This window comes from Thiomonas sp. FB-Cd (genome assembly GCF_000733775.1).
Classification (GTDB): domain Bacteria; phylum Pseudomonadota; class Gammaproteobacteria; order Burkholderiales; family Burkholderiaceae_C; genus Thiomonas_A.
The window spans coordinates 1,927,714-1,944,405 of record NZ_JPOE01000002.1; the positions used below are offsets into that span (position 1 = coordinate 1,927,714).

General features: G+C 65.3%; 14 protein-coding genes. 8 read left to right on the forward strand and 6 right to left on the reverse strand.

The window, feature by feature from the left end:
* Nucleotides 1-55 precede the first annotated feature (55 nt).
* Complete coding sequence (locus tag CD04_RS0109380) at nt 56-511, forward strand: RidA family protein (RefSeq protein WP_031406190.1); 456 nt, start codon at nt 56-58, stop codon at nt 509-511.
* Between the two features lie 43 nt (nt 512-554).
* On the opposite strand, the gene parC is transcribed toward CD04_RS0109380, so the two are convergent.
* Both parC and CD04_RS0109390 read right to left on the reverse strand, forming a co-directional pair.
* The gene (parC, locus tag CD04_RS0109385; protein WP_031406192.1) at nt 555-2,942 is read right to left on the reverse strand and encodes a DNA topoisomerase IV subunit A; all 2,388 of its coding nucleotides are present in this window, start codon (nt 2,940-2,942) and stop codon (nt 555-557) included.
* 139 nt (nt 2,943-3,081) lie between these two features.
* The gene (locus CD04_RS0109390; protein ID WP_231480618.1) at nt 3,082-4,971 is read right to left on the reverse strand and encodes a DNA topoisomerase IV subunit B; all 1,890 of its coding nucleotides are present in this window, start codon (nt 4,969-4,971) and stop codon (nt 3,082-3,084) included.
* 410 nt (nt 4,972-5,381) lie between these two features.
* Between CD04_RS0109390 and CD04_RS0109395 the strand changes: the two genes are divergently transcribed.
* Genes CD04_RS0109395 through bamC form a run of 3 tightly spaced genes read left to right on the forward strand, consistent with a single transcriptional unit; the run spans nt 5,382 to nt 8,059 of the window.
* On the forward strand, nt 5,382-5,975 hold the full coding sequence (locus CD04_RS0109395) for a bifunctional 2-polyprenyl-6-hydroxyphenol methylase/3-demethylubiquinol 3-O-methyltransferase UbiG (RefSeq protein ID WP_031406196.1): 594 nt from the start codon (nt 5,382-5,384) through the stop codon (nt 5,973-5,975).
* Nucleotides 5,976-5,994: 19 nt separating this feature from the next.
* Complete coding sequence (gene dapA, locus CD04_RS0109400) at nt 5,995-6,882, forward strand: 4-hydroxy-tetrahydrodipicolinate synthase (protein ID WP_031406198.1); 888 nt, start codon at nt 5,995-5,997, stop codon at nt 6,880-6,882.
* Nucleotides 6,883-6,892: 10 nt separating this feature from the next.
* On the forward strand, nt 6,893-8,059 hold the full coding sequence (bamC, locus tag CD04_RS0109405; protein ID WP_051849061.1) for an outer membrane protein assembly factor BamC: 1,167 nt from the start codon (nt 6,893-6,895) through the stop codon (nt 8,057-8,059).
* A 98-nt stretch (nt 8,060-8,157) separates the two neighbouring features.
* Here bamC and CD04_RS0109410 read toward each other — a convergent pair whose 3' ends face one another.
* The 3 genes from CD04_RS0109410 to purN form a co-directional block, all read right to left on the reverse strand.
* Nucleotides 8,158-9,369, reverse strand: a complete 1,212-nt coding sequence (locus CD04_RS0109410) for a fatty acid desaturase (protein ID WP_031406202.1) — start codon at nt 9,367-9,369, stop codon at nt 8,158-8,160.
* A 147-nt stretch (nt 9,370-9,516) separates the two neighbouring features.
* The gene (locus CD04_RS0109415; RefSeq protein WP_031406203.1) at nt 9,517-10,794 is read right to left on the reverse strand and encodes an RsmB/NOP family class I SAM-dependent RNA methyltransferase; all 1,278 of its coding nucleotides are present in this window, start codon (nt 10,792-10,794) and stop codon (nt 9,517-9,519) included.
* A complete protein-coding gene (gene purN, locus CD04_RS0109420) occupies nt 10,791-11,444 on the reverse strand; it encodes a phosphoribosylglycinamide formyltransferase (RefSeq protein WP_038167673.1) in 654 nt (217 codons plus the stop codon). Before purN ends, CD04_RS0109415 begins: the two co-directional genes overlap by 4 nt.
* 449 nt (nt 11,445-11,893) lie before the next feature.
* Here purN and CD04_RS0109425 point away from each other — a divergent pair, with 449 nt between their 5' ends.
* From CD04_RS0109425 to ribD, 3 genes are all read left to right on the forward strand, one after another.
* Nucleotides 11,894-12,925 (forward strand): IS110 family transposase, encoded by a 1,032-nt coding sequence (locus CD04_RS0109425; protein WP_031404313.1) that lies wholly within the window; start codon nt 11,894-11,896, stop codon nt 12,923-12,925.
* A gap of 309 nt (nt 12,926-13,234) precedes the next feature.
* Nucleotides 13,235-13,732, forward strand: coding sequence for a transcriptional regulator NrdR (gene nrdR, locus CD04_RS0109430; RefSeq protein ID WP_031406205.1), 498 nt, complete (start codon nt 13,235-13,237; stop codon nt 13,730-13,732).
* A gap of 22 nt (nt 13,733-13,754) precedes the next feature.
* Nucleotides 13,755-14,870, forward strand: coding sequence for a bifunctional diaminohydroxyphosphoribosylaminopyrimidine deaminase/5-amino-6-(5-phosphoribosylamino)uracil reductase RibD (gene ribD, locus CD04_RS0109435; protein WP_031406206.1), 1,116 nt, complete (start codon nt 13,755-13,757; stop codon nt 14,868-14,870).
* 197 nt (nt 14,871-15,067) lie between these two features.
* Here ribD and CD04_RS0109440 read toward each other — a convergent pair whose 3' ends face one another.
* Nucleotides 15,068-16,354 carry an RNA-guided endonuclease TnpB family protein gene (locus CD04_RS0109440; RefSeq protein ID WP_031406209.1) on the reverse strand — a complete coding sequence of 429 codons (1,287 nt, stop codon included), beginning with the start codon at nt 16,352-16,354 and terminating at the stop codon, nt 15,068-15,070.
* Nucleotides 16,355-16,525: 171 nt separating this feature from the next.
* Between CD04_RS0109440 and CD04_RS21645 the strand changes: the two genes are divergently transcribed.
* Nucleotides 16,526-16,690, forward strand: a complete 165-nt coding sequence (locus CD04_RS21645) for a hypothetical protein (protein WP_231480515.1) — start codon at nt 16,526-16,528, stop codon at nt 16,688-16,690.
* Nucleotides 16,691-16,692: the final 2 nt, after the last annotated feature.

Below are 16,692 nucleotides of genomic sequence, written 5' to 3' on the forward strand. Positions count from 1 at the left end.
ATGCGCCTGGCCTTGCTTATGCTATGGGGTTTTCCACAAACGAGCCCGAGCTGCCATGTCCATCTATACCAATCTCCAAAATCTCGGCATCACCCTGCCTCAGGCTTCCGCCCCGGCAGCCGCATACCTCCCGTTCGTGCAAACCGGCAAGCTGTTGTTCCTTTCCGGCCACATCAGCAAGAAAGATGGCCAGGTCCTGGCCGGACAGCTCGGACGCGACCTCACCACAGCACAAGGCCAGGCGGCTGCGCGGCTTGTGGCCGTCGATCTGATGGGCACGCTGCATGCAGCCTGCGGCGACCTGCATCGCGTGCGCCGCATCGTCAAACTCCTGGGCCTGGTGAACTCCACGCCGGTTTTCACTGAGCAGCACCTGGTGATCAACGGCGCCTCCGAACTGCTTGGGCAGGCATTTGGCGACCTTGGTCGCCACGCGCGCAGCGCCTTTGGTGTAGCCCAGCTGCCCATGGGCGCAGCAGTGGAGATCGAGCTGATCGCCGAACTCGACTGATTCCGCCTTCGCGCGACATCGTTCCATCGATGCCCGCGACGGTCTAGATCGCGCGCAAGGCCACGGGCTTGAAGCCGGCCGTGCCCACCGCCTTGCCCTTGCGCGCGCGCTTGGCCACGTAGTCGTTCTGGGTCCGCGGTGTGAGCGTCTGAACCTTGGCAACACCCCCGCGCCCGCTTCCTGCAACCTCCAGCGTCTCGCCAGGGGCCAAAGCGCAGGTGGCTCGCACCGTTTCCTTGGGATCCAGGGCCATCAGCAGCACGCCGCGCCCGCCGCGCGGCAGTTCGCGCAATTCGTCGACGCCAAAGATCAGCAATCGCCCCCCGCTCGACAGCACGGCAACGCGGTCGGCCGCTTGCACCTCACCTTGCTCACCCGCCACGCGCTGCAGCGGCTGCGGCGGCAGGAGGGACTCCCCACCTTCGATCGGAACGAAGGTCTTGCCGGCCCGTTGGCGGCTCGACAGATTTTCCGCACGGGCGACAAATCCGTAACTGGCGCTCGACGCAAACAGCAAGGGCATGCCGGCCGGGCCAGCCCAGTAGTGAGCTGGGCTGGCGCCAGGAGCCAGGTCGATGAAGCTCGTCACCGGCTGTCCGTCACCGCGCCCGCCTGGCAGCTGCGCGATGGCAATGCTGTAGGCGCGGCCATCGCTGCCCAGGACCCACAGCTGGCCCGTGGAGCGGGTCTCGAACGTGGCGCGTAGCGCATCACCCGGCTTGAAACTGAGGTTTGCAACTCCAAGACCGTGGCCCTTTTGCGTGCGCAGCCAACCCTTTTCGGACACGATGACCGTCACGGGTTCGTCCGCCACGCGCACCTCCAGAGTGGCGCGGCTTTGGGCCTGGATCAATGTGCGGCGGTCATCACCGAACTGCTTGGCGTCCGCCTCAATTTCCTTGATTACCCGACGCGTCAGGGCCTTGTCATCCGAAAGCAACTTTTGCAGCTCGCCCTGCTCGCCGGTGAGCTTGTCGATCTCCTGCTCGATCTTGATCGCTTCAAGCCGCGCGAGCTGACGCAGCCGGATTTCCAGGATGTCTTCGGCCTGGCGGTCGGTGAGCCCGAAATGCTGCATCAGCGCAGACTTGGGCTCGTCGGATTCCCGGATGATGCGAATGACTTCGTCGATGTTCAGCAGGACGATGCGCCGCCCTTCCAGAATGTGCAGGCGATCGTCAACCTGCTGCAACCGGTGGCTGCTGCGGCGCCGCACGGTAGCTTGCCGGAATGCCGTCCATTCGCGCAGGATGTCGAGCAGTCCCTTCTGTCTCGGCTTGCCATCGGCCCCGACCATCACCAGGTTGAGCGGCACGCTCTGTTCAAGGCTGGTGGTGGACAGCAGCACGGACACCAGCTCTTCCACGGGCACGCGCGAACTCTTGGGTTCGAACACGAGGCGCACGGCAGCATCGCGCCCGGCTTCATCACGCACGCCGTCCAGAACGGCAAGCACCGTTTGCTTGAGCTGTTGCTGCTCGGCGCTGATGGTCTTCTTGCCGGCCTTCGGCTTGGGGTCGGTGATCTCCTCGAGTTCCTGCAGCACGCGCTGCGCGCTGGTCGCAGGTGGCAACTCCGTGACAACGAGCTGCCACTGACCACGAGCGAGATCTTCCACGGTCCAGCGCGCGCGCACCTTCAGGCTGCCGCGTCCGCTGACATAGGCGTCCCGGATATCGTCCGGGCCACTGATGATCTGGCCTGCGGTGGCAAAGTCCGGCCCCGGCGTCAGCGCCAGGATCTCGTCGATCGAGACTGTCGGCTTGCGCAGCACGGCCACGCAAGCTGCCGCCACCTCGCGCAGGTTATGCGCCGGAATCTCCGTGGCCATGCCCACCGCGATGCCCGATGCGCCATTGAGCAGCACAAAGGGGAGCCGCGCCGGCAACAGCCGTGGCTCGGTGGTGGAGCCGTCGTAGTTCGGCGCGAAGTCCACCGTGCCCATATCCACCTCATCCAGCAGGAGGCGGGCGACGGGTGTGAGCCGCGCTTCGGTGTAGCGCATGGCTGCGGCCCCGTCACCGTCGCGGCTGCCAAAGTTTCCCTGGCCGTCAATCAGCGGATAGCGTTGGGCGAAGTCCTGTGCCAGGCGCACCAGCGCGTCATAGGCAGCCTGGTCGCCATGCGGATGGTATTTGCCCAGCACGTCGCCCACCACGCGGGCAGACTTCACCGGCTTGGCGCCCGAAGCAAGGCCCATGCGGTCCATCGCGTACAGGATGCGTCGCTGCACGGGCTTGAGCCCGTCGCAGACATCCGGCAGCGCGCGGCCCTTGACCACGGAGATGGCGTAGTCGAGATAAGCCTGCCGCGCGTAGTCCGCCAGCGACAGGCTGTCGCTGTCAGAGAGATCCGGTGAGGGCGGCTCCTGTGCGGATGAGACGGCGAACAGATCGGGAGTCGGGTCGGATGGTCCGGGAATCGAAGTCATGGGTCAATGTGAATCAAGAATCAATCATGGCGCTGGCCGGGTTTGTCCACCGCGCACGTTGCAATCGCCTTCGTCGCCGCGTGCGGGCGCCCGCTGTGCCTGGGTCAGGAACGGGAAGGTCGGCACTCTTCGCGGGCTCTCAAACGTCCACCTCGACGCGGTCGCCAAACGCCTCCATCAGTTCGCGCCGGGCCTGGGCTTCGCCCTTGCCCATGAGCTGCACGAACAGCGCGGTGGTTGCCGCTTCGCCTGCGCGCCCCAGTTGCACGGGCAGCAGGCGGCGAGTGTCCGGGTTGAGTGTGGTCTCCCACAACTGCTCGGCACTCATCTCGCCCAAGCCCTTGAAGCGGGACACGCTCCAGCCGGCCTCTTTCACCCCATCCTTGCGCAAGCGGTCGAGGATCGCCTGCAGTTCGCCGTCGTCCAGCGCGTAAAGCTTTGCAGCCGGCTTTTTCCCGCGGGCCGGCGCATCCACACGGAAAAGAGGCGGGCGAGCCACATACACATGGCCACGTGCGACAAGCTGCGGAAAATGGCGGAAAAAAAGAGTCAGCAGCAGAACCTGGATGTGCGAGCCATCCACGTCCGCATCGCTCAGGATGCAGATCTTGCCGTAGCGGAGCTGGCCAAAGTCCACGGCGTCGGCCAAGCCATGCGGGTCCAGCCCGATGGCCACCGCCATGTCATGGATTTCCTGGTTGGCGAACAGGCGGTCGCGATCGACCTCCCACGAATTGAGCACCTTGCCCCGCAACGGCAGCACGGCCTGGTACTCCTTGTCGCGCCCCATCTTGGCCGAGCCACCGGCGGAGTCACCCTCCACGAGGAACAGCTCGTTACGCGCGGTGTCGCGGCTTTCGCAGTCCGTGAGCTTGCCTGGAAGCACGGCCATGCCGGAGCCCTTGCGCTTTTCAACCTTTTGGGCCGCGCGCTGGCGGCTTTGTGCTTGGGCAATGACGAGCTCAGCCAGGGCCTTGCCCTGCTCGACGTGCTGGCTCATCCACAGCTCCAGGGCCGGGCGCACAAAGCCGGCGACGAGGCGCACCGCGTCGCGACTGTTGAGGCGTTCCTTCATCTGGCCCTGGAACTGCGGGTCGAGCACCTTGGCCGACAGCACGAAGGACGCTCGCGAGAAGACGTCCTCCGGCAGCAGTTTCACGCCCTTGGGCAACAAGCTGTGCAATTCGATGAAGCCCTTGACCGCTTGGAACATGCCCTCGCGCAGGCCCGCTTCGTGCGTGCCGCCGGCAGGTGTCGGGATCAGGTTGACATAGGATTCCCGCAGCACGCTGCCCTCGGCGCTGAAGGCCACGCACCACGCCGCGCCCTCACCCACCGCAAACCCCTCGCTTTGGCTGCCGGCTTGGCCTTCGCCCTCGAATTCGACCAGCACCACCGTATCGCCCAAAGCCTCACCCAGATAACCACGCAACCCCTGGTCATAGCGCCAGGAGTGGGTCTCGCCCGTTTTTTCCACGACAAGCGTCACCTCCAGCCCCGGCAACAGCACGGCCTTGCTGCGCAACAGATGCACCAACTCCGCATGGGGCAGTTGAACGCTGTCGAAGTATTTCGCGTCGGGCCAAGCTCGCACCCGGGTGCCAAGCTTCCATTCACCACGCCCCAGCGCCCGGGTCTGCAGGGCCTGCACAGGCGCCCCACCCTTGAACGCCAGGCTCGCAGCCTGGCCATCGCGGTGCACCTCCACCTCCAGGCGTGCGGCCAGCGCATTCGTCACGCTCACCCCGACTCCATGCAGGCCACCGGAGAAGCGGTAGGCGGCGCCGGCGTCGAGCTTGTCGAATTTGCCGCCGGCATGCAGCTGGGTGAACACGAGTTCCACGACAGGCACCCCCTCGTCCGGATGCACGCCGATAGGGATGCCGCGCCCATCGTCCTGCACGCTCACGCTGCCGTCGGCGTGCAGCGTCACGGCGATGCGACGCGCATGTCCGGCAAGCGCCTCGTCGGCGCTGTTGTCGATGACCTCCTGGATGACATGCAGCGGATTGACCGTGGACGTGTACATGCCCGGGCGTTGCTGCACAGGCTCCAGGCCCTTGAGCACGCGGATGGAGGCCTCGCTGTACGCTGGGGGGTTCGGGTTGCCATAGGGAGATTGTGGATAAGACAGCTGAATTGTGGACAAGATCCGCAGCGCATGAACGCCAGCCCCTGGCCCGAAAACTTATCCCCACAGGATGGGGATAGAGTGCCAGTCAGGAGTGCGGGAATTCAGATTCCATGCGGGCCGGCTTGGGTTTGCACAAAAATGCGGCAGCAAACGCGCATCGCGAAACCCTCAACATGGCTTGACAAATGCGAGCCAGCCATGCTTAAAGGACCGCCGACAAGGGCCATTCTAGAAGCCCGACACCCCGAATCGGCGCAACACCCGCCGCTCGAGCCGCTAGGATGAGAAGCCAATGCGCATTGCCCATGACCCCGCCTGTTCACGACCCTTCCGAAGAACTGCCGCAGCCCTCAGCCTGGGTCATGCGATTCGCCCCGCTGTTGGCACCCGGCGCATCGGTTCTTGACCTGGCATGCGGCAGCGGCCGCCATGTACGCGCGCTCGCTGCGCGCGGCCATGCAATGCATGCGGTGGATCGTGACGCCCAGGCGCTGGAGCCGCTGCGCGGCATCGCGAAGGTTCTTGTGACGGACCTGGAAACGGGGCCGTGGCCCTTTGGCACACAGACCTTTGGCGGCGTGGTTGTCACCAACTATCTGTGGCGACCCCTGCTGCCGCACATCGTGCGTGCCGTGGCAACCGCAGGCGTGCTGATCTACGAGACCTTCGCCCTTGGCAACGAGACGGTCGGCAAACCGCGCAACCCCGATTTCTTGCTGCGCCCGGGGGAATTGCTGGATGCCGCGCGTCCTGCGCTTCGCGTGGTTGCCTATGAAGATGGCTTCCTGCGGACGCCCAAGCCCGCCTACGTGCAGCGGATCTGCGCGGTGCGCGAGCGCATGCCGGCACAGGCGCCCGTCGCAATCGCCGAAAGCCCCCCTGCCAAGTACAATCTGTGATTTTTGACAAGCGCTTGGAATGAACCCCATTACCGGCAGCATCGTGGCCTTGGTCACACCCATGCTTGACGACGGCAGCGTCGATTTCGACAGCCTTCGCAGGCTCATCGATTGGCATATCGCCGAAGGCACCGATTGCATCGGTGTGGTTGGCACCACGGGTGAATCGCCCACCGTCAACGTCAAGGAACACGGCGACATCATCCGGGTGGCGGTCGAACAGGCCGCAGGGCGCGTGCCCGTCATGGCGGGTGCCGGTGCCAACTCCACGGCCGAGGCCATCGAGTTGTCACACTTTTGCAAAGAGGTCGGTGCCGACTGTACGCTGCAGGTGGTGCCGTACTACAACAAGCCGACCCAGGAAGGCATTTACCGCCACTTCCGCGCCATCGCCGAAAGCGTGGATATTCCCATGGTCCTGTACAACGTGCCGGGGCGTACGGTGGCCGATATGCTGCCGGAGACGGCGCTGCGGCTTGCCGAAGTGCCCAACATCGTGGGCATCAAGGAAGCAAGCGGCCATATCGACCGTTCCGCGCAAATCCTGCGTCGCGCACCCAAGGGTTTCGCCGTGTACTCGGGCGACGATCCAAGCGCCGTGGCCACCATGCTGCTGGGCGGTCACGGCAACGTGAGCGTGACGGCCAATGTCGTCCCGCGCCTGATGCATGATCTGTGTGTCGCAGCCATTGCGGGGCGCGCGCAGGATGCGGCGCAGTTGCATTTCAAGCTCATGGACCTGAACCGTCTGCTTTTCGTCGAACCCAATCCCATCCCGGTGAAATGGGCCCTCGCCGCCATGGGCAAAATGGGCGGCGCGATCCGCCTGCCGCTCACACCTCTGTCCAGCCATCACGACGAGTTGCGGGCTGCCCTGGCCGACCTCGGCATTCCCGTCCTTCACTAAAACCATACCCATGCGCCGCATCCCTGCACCTGCACGTCCCCTTCCTCGCCTTTCAGCCTTGGCCCTGGCTCTGGCCACCCTCGGCGCCATGGGTGGCTGCTCCTCACTCGACAGCGTGGTGCAGGGCAAGAGCGTCGACTATGAAAGCGCCAAGGCCGGCCCCTCGCTCGACATCCCGCCTGACCTCACTCAGCTCGCCCGCGAGCAACGCTACGCCATGCCCGAAGGCACGAAGAGCGGCCCGGTGAGTGCGCTTGAATACCAGACTGTGAACGCCCAGGCCGCCCAGCAGGCGGCAAGCAACGCGGTGCTGCCGCAATACCCCGGCATGCGCATTGAACAGGCAGGCGGCCAGCGCTGGCTGGTCGTGGACGCAGCGCCTGACAAGCTGTGGGACACCGTGAAGGCGTTCTGGCAACAAAACGGGTTCTATCTCACAAAGGCCGATGCGGCGACCGGCGAGATGGAAACCGACTGGGCGGAGAATCGCGCCAAGCTGCCGCAGGACATCATTCGCAAATACCTCGGCAAGGTCTTCGACAGCCTTTACGACACCGGTGAGCGCGACCGCTTCCGCACCGTGTTCGAACGCACACCGGACGGCAAGGGCACGGAAGTCTTCATCACGCACCAGACCATGGTGGAGGTGTACACGAACCAGGACAAGACGCAGACCACCTGGCAGCCCGGCACCCCCGACCCCACGCTGGACACTGTGTTCCTGCGCAAGCTGATGGTGCGCCTGGGCATGAACGAGGAGCAGGCCAAGGCGGCCGTGGCTGATGTCACGACGCCCAAGACCGCCCTGCGCGCGACTCTCATCGATGACGGCCGCGCCATTCAGGTGGTCGACGGGTTCGACGAGGCGTGGCGCCGCGTTGGCCTGGCCATCAACACTGCAGGGTTCACCGTGACTGACCGCAACCGGGCGACCGGCACCTACGACATCCGTTACGTCAACCCGGTGGAGGCGATGAAGGCCGAGGAAAACAAAGGCGGCTTCCTGAGCAAGCTCTTCGGCGGCAGCAAGACCGAGGTCAAGCCCGAGGATTTCCGCATTGTGGTCCAACCCGTGGGCAGCGTCTCGCGCGTCACGGTGCAACCGGTCAAAGCCGGGGCTGACAGCGCCCAATCGGCACAAAGCATCCTCAAGGTCCTGGAGCAGCAATTGAAGTGAACGCGCGCGCTGCACGAAAAAAAGCCGCGGAAAGCGGCTTTTTTCTTTGTGGATCCGCGCGCGCACCGTGATCGGCCGCGCCCCACCGTCGCGGCTACTCAGACCTGGTAGCTGCGCAGGCGCAACGACATGTTCTGCAGTGCCCCGATGCCGCTGTGCTCGGCGCGCTGGCACCAGTCCTGCAGATGCTGGCGCAGCTGCTCGGCCGAAGCGGACGAGTGCTCCCAGACGGCCTTGAGATCCTCTCGCATTTGCAGCAACTTGCCTATCACCGGGCTGTTCTGGGCGGCGGCGTCCACGACGGCGAGCGACTGCGCATCCAGTGTCTCACGCTCGCGGGTGATGAGGTGACGCGCCGCGCGAAGAACCTGGCTCGGGCTCGCCGCCCCACCCTGCGGCGCCGCGAGGCTGAGTCGATTCAACTCCGCACGCAGCGCGCGGCGCATCTCGCGCGCATAACGCGCCATCAGGTCGTAGCGGTTGGCAATCACGGTCTGCAACAAAGCCACGTCAACCTGTGGGCGCACCGCCCCAATCCGGGCCTTGGGTGGCAGCTTGCGCGGTTTGGCCAGGCCGAGCCAGGACAGCACGCGGATATAGGCCCAGCCGATGTCGAACTCCCACCACTTCAGCGAAAGCTTGGCCGAGGTGGGGTAGGTGTGGTGGTTGTTGTGCAACTCTTCCCCACCGATGATCAGGCCCCAGGGAAAAACGTTGTGGCTCGTATCGCGGCTGGCGTAGTTGCGGTAACCCCACCAGTGCCCCAGGCCGTTGATCACCCCCGCGGCCCAGATGGGAATCCACAGCATCTGGATGGCCCAGACCGTGGCGCCGATGGCACCGAACAGCAACACGTCGGTGATGAGCATCAGCCCCACGCCCTGCCACATGAAACGCGAATACACCTTGCGCTCCAGCCAGTCGTCGGGCGTACCGTGGCCAAATTTGGCCAGTGTTTCCTGGTTTTTCGACTCGGCGCGGTACAACTCCGAGCCACGCAACAGCACTGTGGAAATCCCTTTGGTCACCGGACTGTGGGGGTCGTCCACGGTTTCACACTTGGCGTGGTGCTTGCGGTGGATCGCAACCCATTCCTTGGTGACCATGCCAGTGGTCAGCCACAGCCAAAACCGGAAAAAATGCATCACGGCCGGGTGCAGGTCCAGTGATCGGTGCGCTTGCGAGCGATGCAAGAACACCGTGACTGCCACGATGGTGACATGGGTCAGCACCAACGTGTATACCACAATGTGCCAAACCGAAGCGTGGGCCACGCCATGGGCAGCCCAATTCAGGAAACCATTCAACATCTTTGTTTCAACCTGTCAAACCTCAAACGTGATGACCCAGCTTACAGCCCTCGATCGCCGCATTCAAGCGCCGAAGCCCAGTCCCATTGTAGGTGCTTGGGATAACCGACTTGGCGCAAGGACATGCGCCCTCGTCCCGCGCCCCGTTCAGGTGCGTCGGGCGGCGCCGCGCTGCATCACTGCGGCAAAAAAACCGTCAGTGCCATGCCGATGGGGAAAGAGTTCCAGCATCGGATTGCCGGTGCCGCCATCCAGATTCACCTGCTGGTGAGCCAGCGCCTCGGCAGCCCCCTGCAATGCGAAATCCGGTCGTTCCTGCAAAAACTGCTCGACAATCTGCCGGTTCTCGGCAGGCAGCAAGCTGCAGGTGGCGTACACCAGGCGGCCACCGGGTTTGAGCAGCGTTGCCGCGGCGTTCAGAATTGACGTCTGTTGCGCGGCAAGCTTCAGCACATCGGCCTCCTGCAGTCTCCATTTCAGGTCCGGGTTGCGGCGCAGGGTGCCGGTGCCGGTGCAAGGAGCGTCAACGAGCACGCGGTCGAGTTTGCCGGCCAATCGCTGCACCCGATCGTCGCGCTCGTGGCTGATGACCACCGGGTAGACGTTTGACAAGCCACTACGTGCCAGTCGAGGCCGCAGTTTGTGCAGCCGGTGTTCGGCCACGTCAAACGCATACAGGCGCCCTGTGTTGCGCATCATGGCCCCGAGCGCCAGGGTCTTGCCTCCGGCGCCAGCACAAAAATCCGCCACCATCTCGCCACGCCGGGGCGCAAGCAGAAGCGCCAACAGCTGACTGCCCTCGTCTTGCACCTCGATCGCGCCATCCAGAAACAGCGCCGAGCGATTCAGCGCAGGCTTGCCCTGCACGCGCAGCCCCCAAGGGGAATAGCGCATGGGGGCTGCATCGATGCCAAGCTGCCGCAATTCGGCAAGTGCCGCTTCCCGCGTGGTCTTCAGCAGGTTCACGCGCAGATCCAGAGGCGCGGGCTGCAGAAGGCTGCGGGCCAGGTGGTCGAATTCGACACCCGGCAAATCGCCACGAGCCTGCAACGCCAGCGCCATCCAGTCGGGCAGGCTGTAGCGCAGGGCCGGCGCCAGCGCGGACACATCCTGACGCAGCGTCTTGTCGCGCCAGGCCACGAGCTCAGCGGGAAACGCCAAGGCAAGAGTGGCCGCATCCGCCTGCCATCCCAATGCCAGCAGGTGCAGGTCAAGGGCACCGCCGGCCGCCTCGGCCCAGTGCCGATACAGGCGCAGATGGCGCACGATCTGGTAGATGCTCTCGGCAATCACGTGGCGGTCATGCTGGCCGAGCTCGGGATGCGCGCGGAAATAACGCGAGACGACGACATCGGCTGGCAACTCGAAGCGAAGCACCTGGCGCAGCAGCTCGCGTGCGCTGGTGACCAAGGCGCGCGGCTTCATCGGACCACCTCACCGGCCTGAACGGGCGAGGCGGCAAGCACGCGCACGCGCAGCCCCTGCACCTGCAGTCGCCGCTCCACAAGCGCGCGCACCGCAGCGGGATAGATCCGATGCTCCTCCTCAAGCACGCGTGCCGTGAGCATGGCCTCGGTGTCGTCGTCATGCACAGGCACGGGGGCTTGCGCGACGATGGGGCCGTGATCAACGTCGGGCGTGACCAGATGCACGGTTGCACCGTGCCATTTCACGCCGCTGTCGAGTGCGCGGCGGTGCGTGCCCAACCCCGGAAAGGCAGGTAGTAGCGAGGGATGAATGTTGATCAGCCGGCCCGCATAGTGCCGCACGAAACCCGGTGTGAGCACACGCATGAAACCGGCCAGCGCGACGGCCGATGGCTCAAAGGCATCGATGCACGCGGCAAGCTCGGCCTCAAACGCTTCACGGCTTGTGGCGAGGCGATGATCAACCACCGCGGTGGCAATGCCCTGCTGCTGCGCAAACCTCAAGCCAGGCGCGTCGGGCCGGTTGCTGATGACCGCCGCCACGCGCGCGGGCCACTGTTCGGCCGCGCAAGCGCGCACGATGGCTTCCATGTTGGAGCCCCGCCCGGAGATGAGAATGACGATCGAGGGAAGGCGCGCTGGTTGCATCCTCGCAGTGTAGCTTGGGGGGTGGGGTGCACGCGCCTCGGCAGCGCGGTGCCAGCTCCCTGCCCCGCCTGCCCAACGGGCACAGCCCATCAGGCCCGTCGCCAGGAGCGCACGGTCGGCGCGGACAATAATGCCGGCTGCACAATGCCTGCACCCGCCGCCAACGATTGGCGCTTGTCTTCTTTGTTAGTTACTGCCCCAGCCCGAACGCCGGGGTTTCTCGGAGATGTGATGGATGCCTCCCTCCCTGCGGGGACTGAGACAGGAGTATGGAGATGAACGCGAGGCCGTTCGGAGTCGACCTGGCCGCCAGGGTGGCGGGGTGGGTCCCCGAGTGGATACGGCATCGATGTGCCCAGGACGTGATAGACCACGGTCTTCACAAACACCCTCGGAGACCCGACATGAATCGTAAGACAGGCATGAGCGCAGGGCAAATCATCGGCACGATGGACGGCCTGCAGGTGGTGGGGCTGGACATCGCCAAGCTGGTGTTTCAGATGCACACGGTCGACATGTTCACGGGCGAGATTGCCAATGTGCAGATCAAGCGGGCCAAGGTGCTGGAGCACTTCGCCAACCGGGCGCGGTGCCTGGTCGGCATCGAGGCCTGCGGCGGGGCGCACCACTGGGCGCGCGAGCTGCGCGCGCTGGGCCATGAGGTGAGGCTGCTGCACGCCCGGGCGGTGCGGCCGTTCGTGTCGGGCAACAAGACCGATGCGACGGACGCGCGAGCGATCTGGCTGGCGGTGCAGCAGCCGGGCACCAAGTTCGTCGGAGTCAAGTCGCTGGCGCAGCAGGCCACGCTGACGCTGCATCGCCAGCGCGAGCTGCTGATGAAGATGCGCGTCATGCAGACCAACGCGCTGCGCGGATTGCTGTACGAGTTCGGCACCGTCTTCGCCAAGGGCAGCCGGGCCATGCTGGGCGAGGTCGAGGCGGCGCTGGAGGCACTCTCGACGGCGCTGCCGCAGATGGTGGCCGACAGTCTGCGCGAGCAGGTGCAAAGGATCAAGGCGCTGGGCGAGGACATCGCCGCCATCGACAAGCGTCTGGCATGGCAACTCCGCCAGGATCCGGACATGCGGCGCATTGCCGAGATCCCCGGCGTCGGGGTGCTCACCGCCACAGCGGCGATCGCCACCATGGGCGACGCCCGCGCTTTCGGCTCGGCGCGCCAGTTCTGCGCCTGGCTGGGCCTGGTGCCCGCACAGCGAGGCACGGGCGGCAAGATCCGCCTGCAGGGCATCTCCAAACGCGGCGACGCCTACGTGCGAACGCTGTTGATCCACGGCGCGCGATCCGTGCTCACGCACGCCAAGGAACCGGGGCCATGGTTGGAGCAGATCCGGCAGCGGCGCCCGGCCAACGTGGTCATCGTGGCCCAGGCGGCCAAGATGGCGCGGACGATCTGGGCCGTCACGGCCAGACAACAGGATTACCAGAGGGGCCACCGCAGCGTGCGGCCGCAAGCGGCCTGAACGAACGGTGACCATGGATCAACTCTTACTTGATGAAAGGAATGGACCGCCTTTGTAGGCGATGAGGCAGCAAGACGCAGCGTGATGTGAACCGGTCGGACCGGGGCAAGCCAAACCTGAATCCGTTGTCGGACTTCAACAGTCCGCTCTAGGAGATGAGGCGCTTGTCCGCGAATGACATCGGGGCCGGCGGCGCGTCTGGGCAACCAGACAACCCGCGATCGAGGCCGGATATAAGGCGGCAGCCGACTCTTCACAGCACAACGCCGATTGCTCTTGATCGCCGGGAGGCATCCATATAAGCAACGGATGAAATGCCCCTTTTGCCAGCACCCTGACACCCAGGTGGTGGAAACCCGCGAGGTTGAAGATGGCACGGCGCTGCGGCGCCGGCGGCGCTGCGCGGGTTGCGACAAGCGGTTCACGACCTACGAGCGGGCCGAAGTGAGCTTCCCGGCGGTCGTGAAAAAAGACGGCCGGCGCGTGGACTACTCGCGCGACAAGCTTGCCGCGTCATTGCAACTCGCGCTGCGCAAGCGCCCCGTGCGCGCCGAGGATGTCGACGCCGCCATCAGTCGCATCGAAGAGCGGCTGCTTCAGACCGGCGCGCGGGAACTGGACTCGGCACAGATCGGCGAATGGGTCATGGACGAACTCAAACGCCTGGACGACGTAGCGTATGTGCGATTCGCATCCGTCTACCGCAGTTTCAAGGATCCGGCGCAGTTCGTCCAGATCCTTGAAGAAATGGCGCGCAGCGGCAAGCCCCTTCGTGCCCCGCGTGCCCCCCGCCGCCGTAAACCCTGAGCTTCCGATGGCAACCACAACCATGTTTGATGCAACCGATGCGACCTACATGCGCCGGGCTCTGGCGCTTGCCCAAAGCGTGCTCTATCTCACCAGCCCCAACCCCCGGGTCGGCTGCGTGATCGTGCAGGACGACCGTGTCATCGGCGAAGGAGCCACTGAAGCCGCCGGGCAGCGGCATGCGGAAATCGTGGCGCTGGATGCCGCGCGCGCGCACGGCGCCGATCCGCGCGGCGCCACGGTTTACGTCACTCTGGAGCCGTGCGCGCACCATGGCCGCACCCCGCCTTGCGCCGATGCGCTGGTGCAGGCGGGCGTGGCCCGTGTCGTCGCCGCCGGGCGCGACCCGAACCCGCGTGTGGACGGCAGCGGCTTGGACCGGCTTCGCGCTGCGGGCATACGGGCTGAGAGCGGGCTTCTTGAAAACGCCGCCCGCGCGCTGAACCTGGGATTTTTCTCGCGCTTCGAGCGGGGCAGGCCGTGGGTGCGTCTGAAAGCGGCGGCCTCGCTGGATGGCGTCACGGCCCTGCCGAACGGGCGCAGCCAGTGGATCACGGGACTTGCCGCACGCGCCGACGCCCACCACTGGCGCGCGCACGCCTGCGCCGTACTCACCGGCATCGGCACCGTGCGCGAAGACGACCCACAGCTCACGGTGCGTCATGTGCAAACGCCGCGCCAGCCCGTGCGCGTCGTCGTCGACAGCCGGCTGGAACTGCCCCCGACCGCGCGCATGCTCCAAGTCGAGCCAGACAAGGTCTGGGTAGCGCACGCGCTGCCGCCGCAGGAAGCCGAGGCGCGCGCGCAGGTCCTGCGGGCGCAGGGGGTTGAAGTCATCGCGCTGCCCACCGATGCCGACAAACCCGGGAAAACCGACCTCGCGGCGCTCATGCACGAGCTTGCCGCGCGCGAAATCGGCGAGCTGCATGTGGAAGCCGGCGCGCGCTTGAACGCCTCCCTTCTGACTGCGGGGCTGGTGGACGAACTGCTGCTGTATCTGGCACCCACACTGCTAGGCCAGGGCGCCGGCCTTGCACCCTTCGGGCCGCTTCAGGCAGTGGCCGACGGCATCGCGCTGCACGACATGCGCGTGGAGCCCATTGGCGCGGACTGGCGCGTTCGCGCGCGGCTTGGGTGACGGGTCTGACGCTCCCCATGGCTAAAGCCAGGGGATCCTGAAGGCGCCATCATGTCTCTGATGCACATTGATGCTGAGGGCATGGCTTGGCCTCAATAGCTGGATGACAATTGACCTCGGCAGAATGCTGACGTGGCCAAGCCAAGAGTATTTCGCTGCATCATGATGCAGCGAAATACGTATGAACTCTCCCGCCACTAAGCGCCTGACGGCGCTGTAGTGGGGGTTTCGCGGGTCACAGGCTTGGACTTGCCACGTTGCCGGGTCAGAGGTTTCGGTCTCGCCGCCACGCCCGTCCCAGACGTGTCCTGCGTGTTGAATGCGTCGATGAGCACCACCATTGCGCTGTTCTGGTCGCGCGGCGCCGTGTGCCCGCACGGGCACACATGCATGCGTTGGCTCAGCGTCTTGGGAACGAGTTCCCAGCACGCCGAGCAGCGTTGCGACGGTTTGATCTGGCGCGTATTGCTCAGATGCAGCCGCGTACCAGCTTCTTCCGCTTTGTACGCCAGCATCGGATGCACCATGCCGAACCCTGCCGAGAGGATCTCCCGGTTGAGTCCGGCTTTCTGCCGCACGCGACGGCCCGGTGCATCCACCGTGCCCTTCGCGCTGCGGCTCATGGTCTTCGGGGCCAGTTGCTCAGTCGCCAGGACGGCGCATTGCCGCACCATCCTGGTCGTTTCCTTGTGCACGAAGTCCCGGCGCCGATTGCCGATACGCTCGTGCAGCCGGGCGATGCGACGCCCGAGCCGTTTGAAGCGCAACGATCCGTTCTTCTTCCTGGCGCGCTGCCGCTGCAGCGCGGCAAGGCGCGGCAGTTCCTCGCGCAGCCAGCGCGGGTTATCGATGGTCCGTCCATCGTCGAACGTCGCCCAGTCGTTGATCCCGAAATCCACCCCGCGGCGCTGATCGCCCGTGCGCTGGCGCGCACAGGTCGCGTCGGGCACGCGCAGCGTCACCGACACGAACCACTGACCGTTGCGGCGCGTCAGCGTGATGTCATTGGGCTTGGCATCCGGCCCGAAGCGGTGACGGCCGCGCGCCCGAATGGACAGGGCCGTGTCTCCACTGCCAATGCGCAGCGTGGCACCACGGCCGCCGTGCTGCATGAGCTTCCACCCCGCCGGATCGGGATAGGCGAAGCCGGAGAACCGCATGCTGGATTTGAATCGCGGGAATCCGGGCGTCTGCCCCGCCTTGACGCGACGAAAGAATGCGGCAAAGGCCAGATCGAGCCGCCGCAGCGTCTGCTGCAAGGCATGACTGCCAAGCGCGATGAACTCGGGCCGATCGGCCTTGATCTGCGGCAGGACGTTCTGCTGGTCGAAGGAGCTGATCGATTTGCCCTCCTTGCGCCAGGCGTCGATGCGCTCTTCCAGCGCCGCGTTGTACAACTCGCAGTGCAGCCGCGTCCAGTCCTCAAGCCGCGCAGCTTGCGCGGCAATGGGATACAGCTTGAGCGTGACCTTGCGGCGTTGCATACTGGTATTTTATCCAGCCTGGAGAGGAACAACAAGCGAAAACCGCCCGCTTGACCCCGTCCTGCCCGGTCGGCTTCGCCTGAGCGACGCTGTGCGTCAGGCCGGGCGAGGAAGCGGAATGCGCGGGCATATGTTCATCCGTTTCCCAACGGGAACGGGAGGCACTCTCGCATGATGGCCGACGCGCTTTTGCGCGGCCTTGGCCAACCAGTGTTCTCTTGGGGCGGTGGCGGCAACCTGGTCGCCGCCAGCAACGTGCGGGACCGGTACTTGGCCACCCTGCGAGCGGCAGACCAGGGTGACTATGAATTGCGGCTGGCGTTCGTCCGTAGTTGACA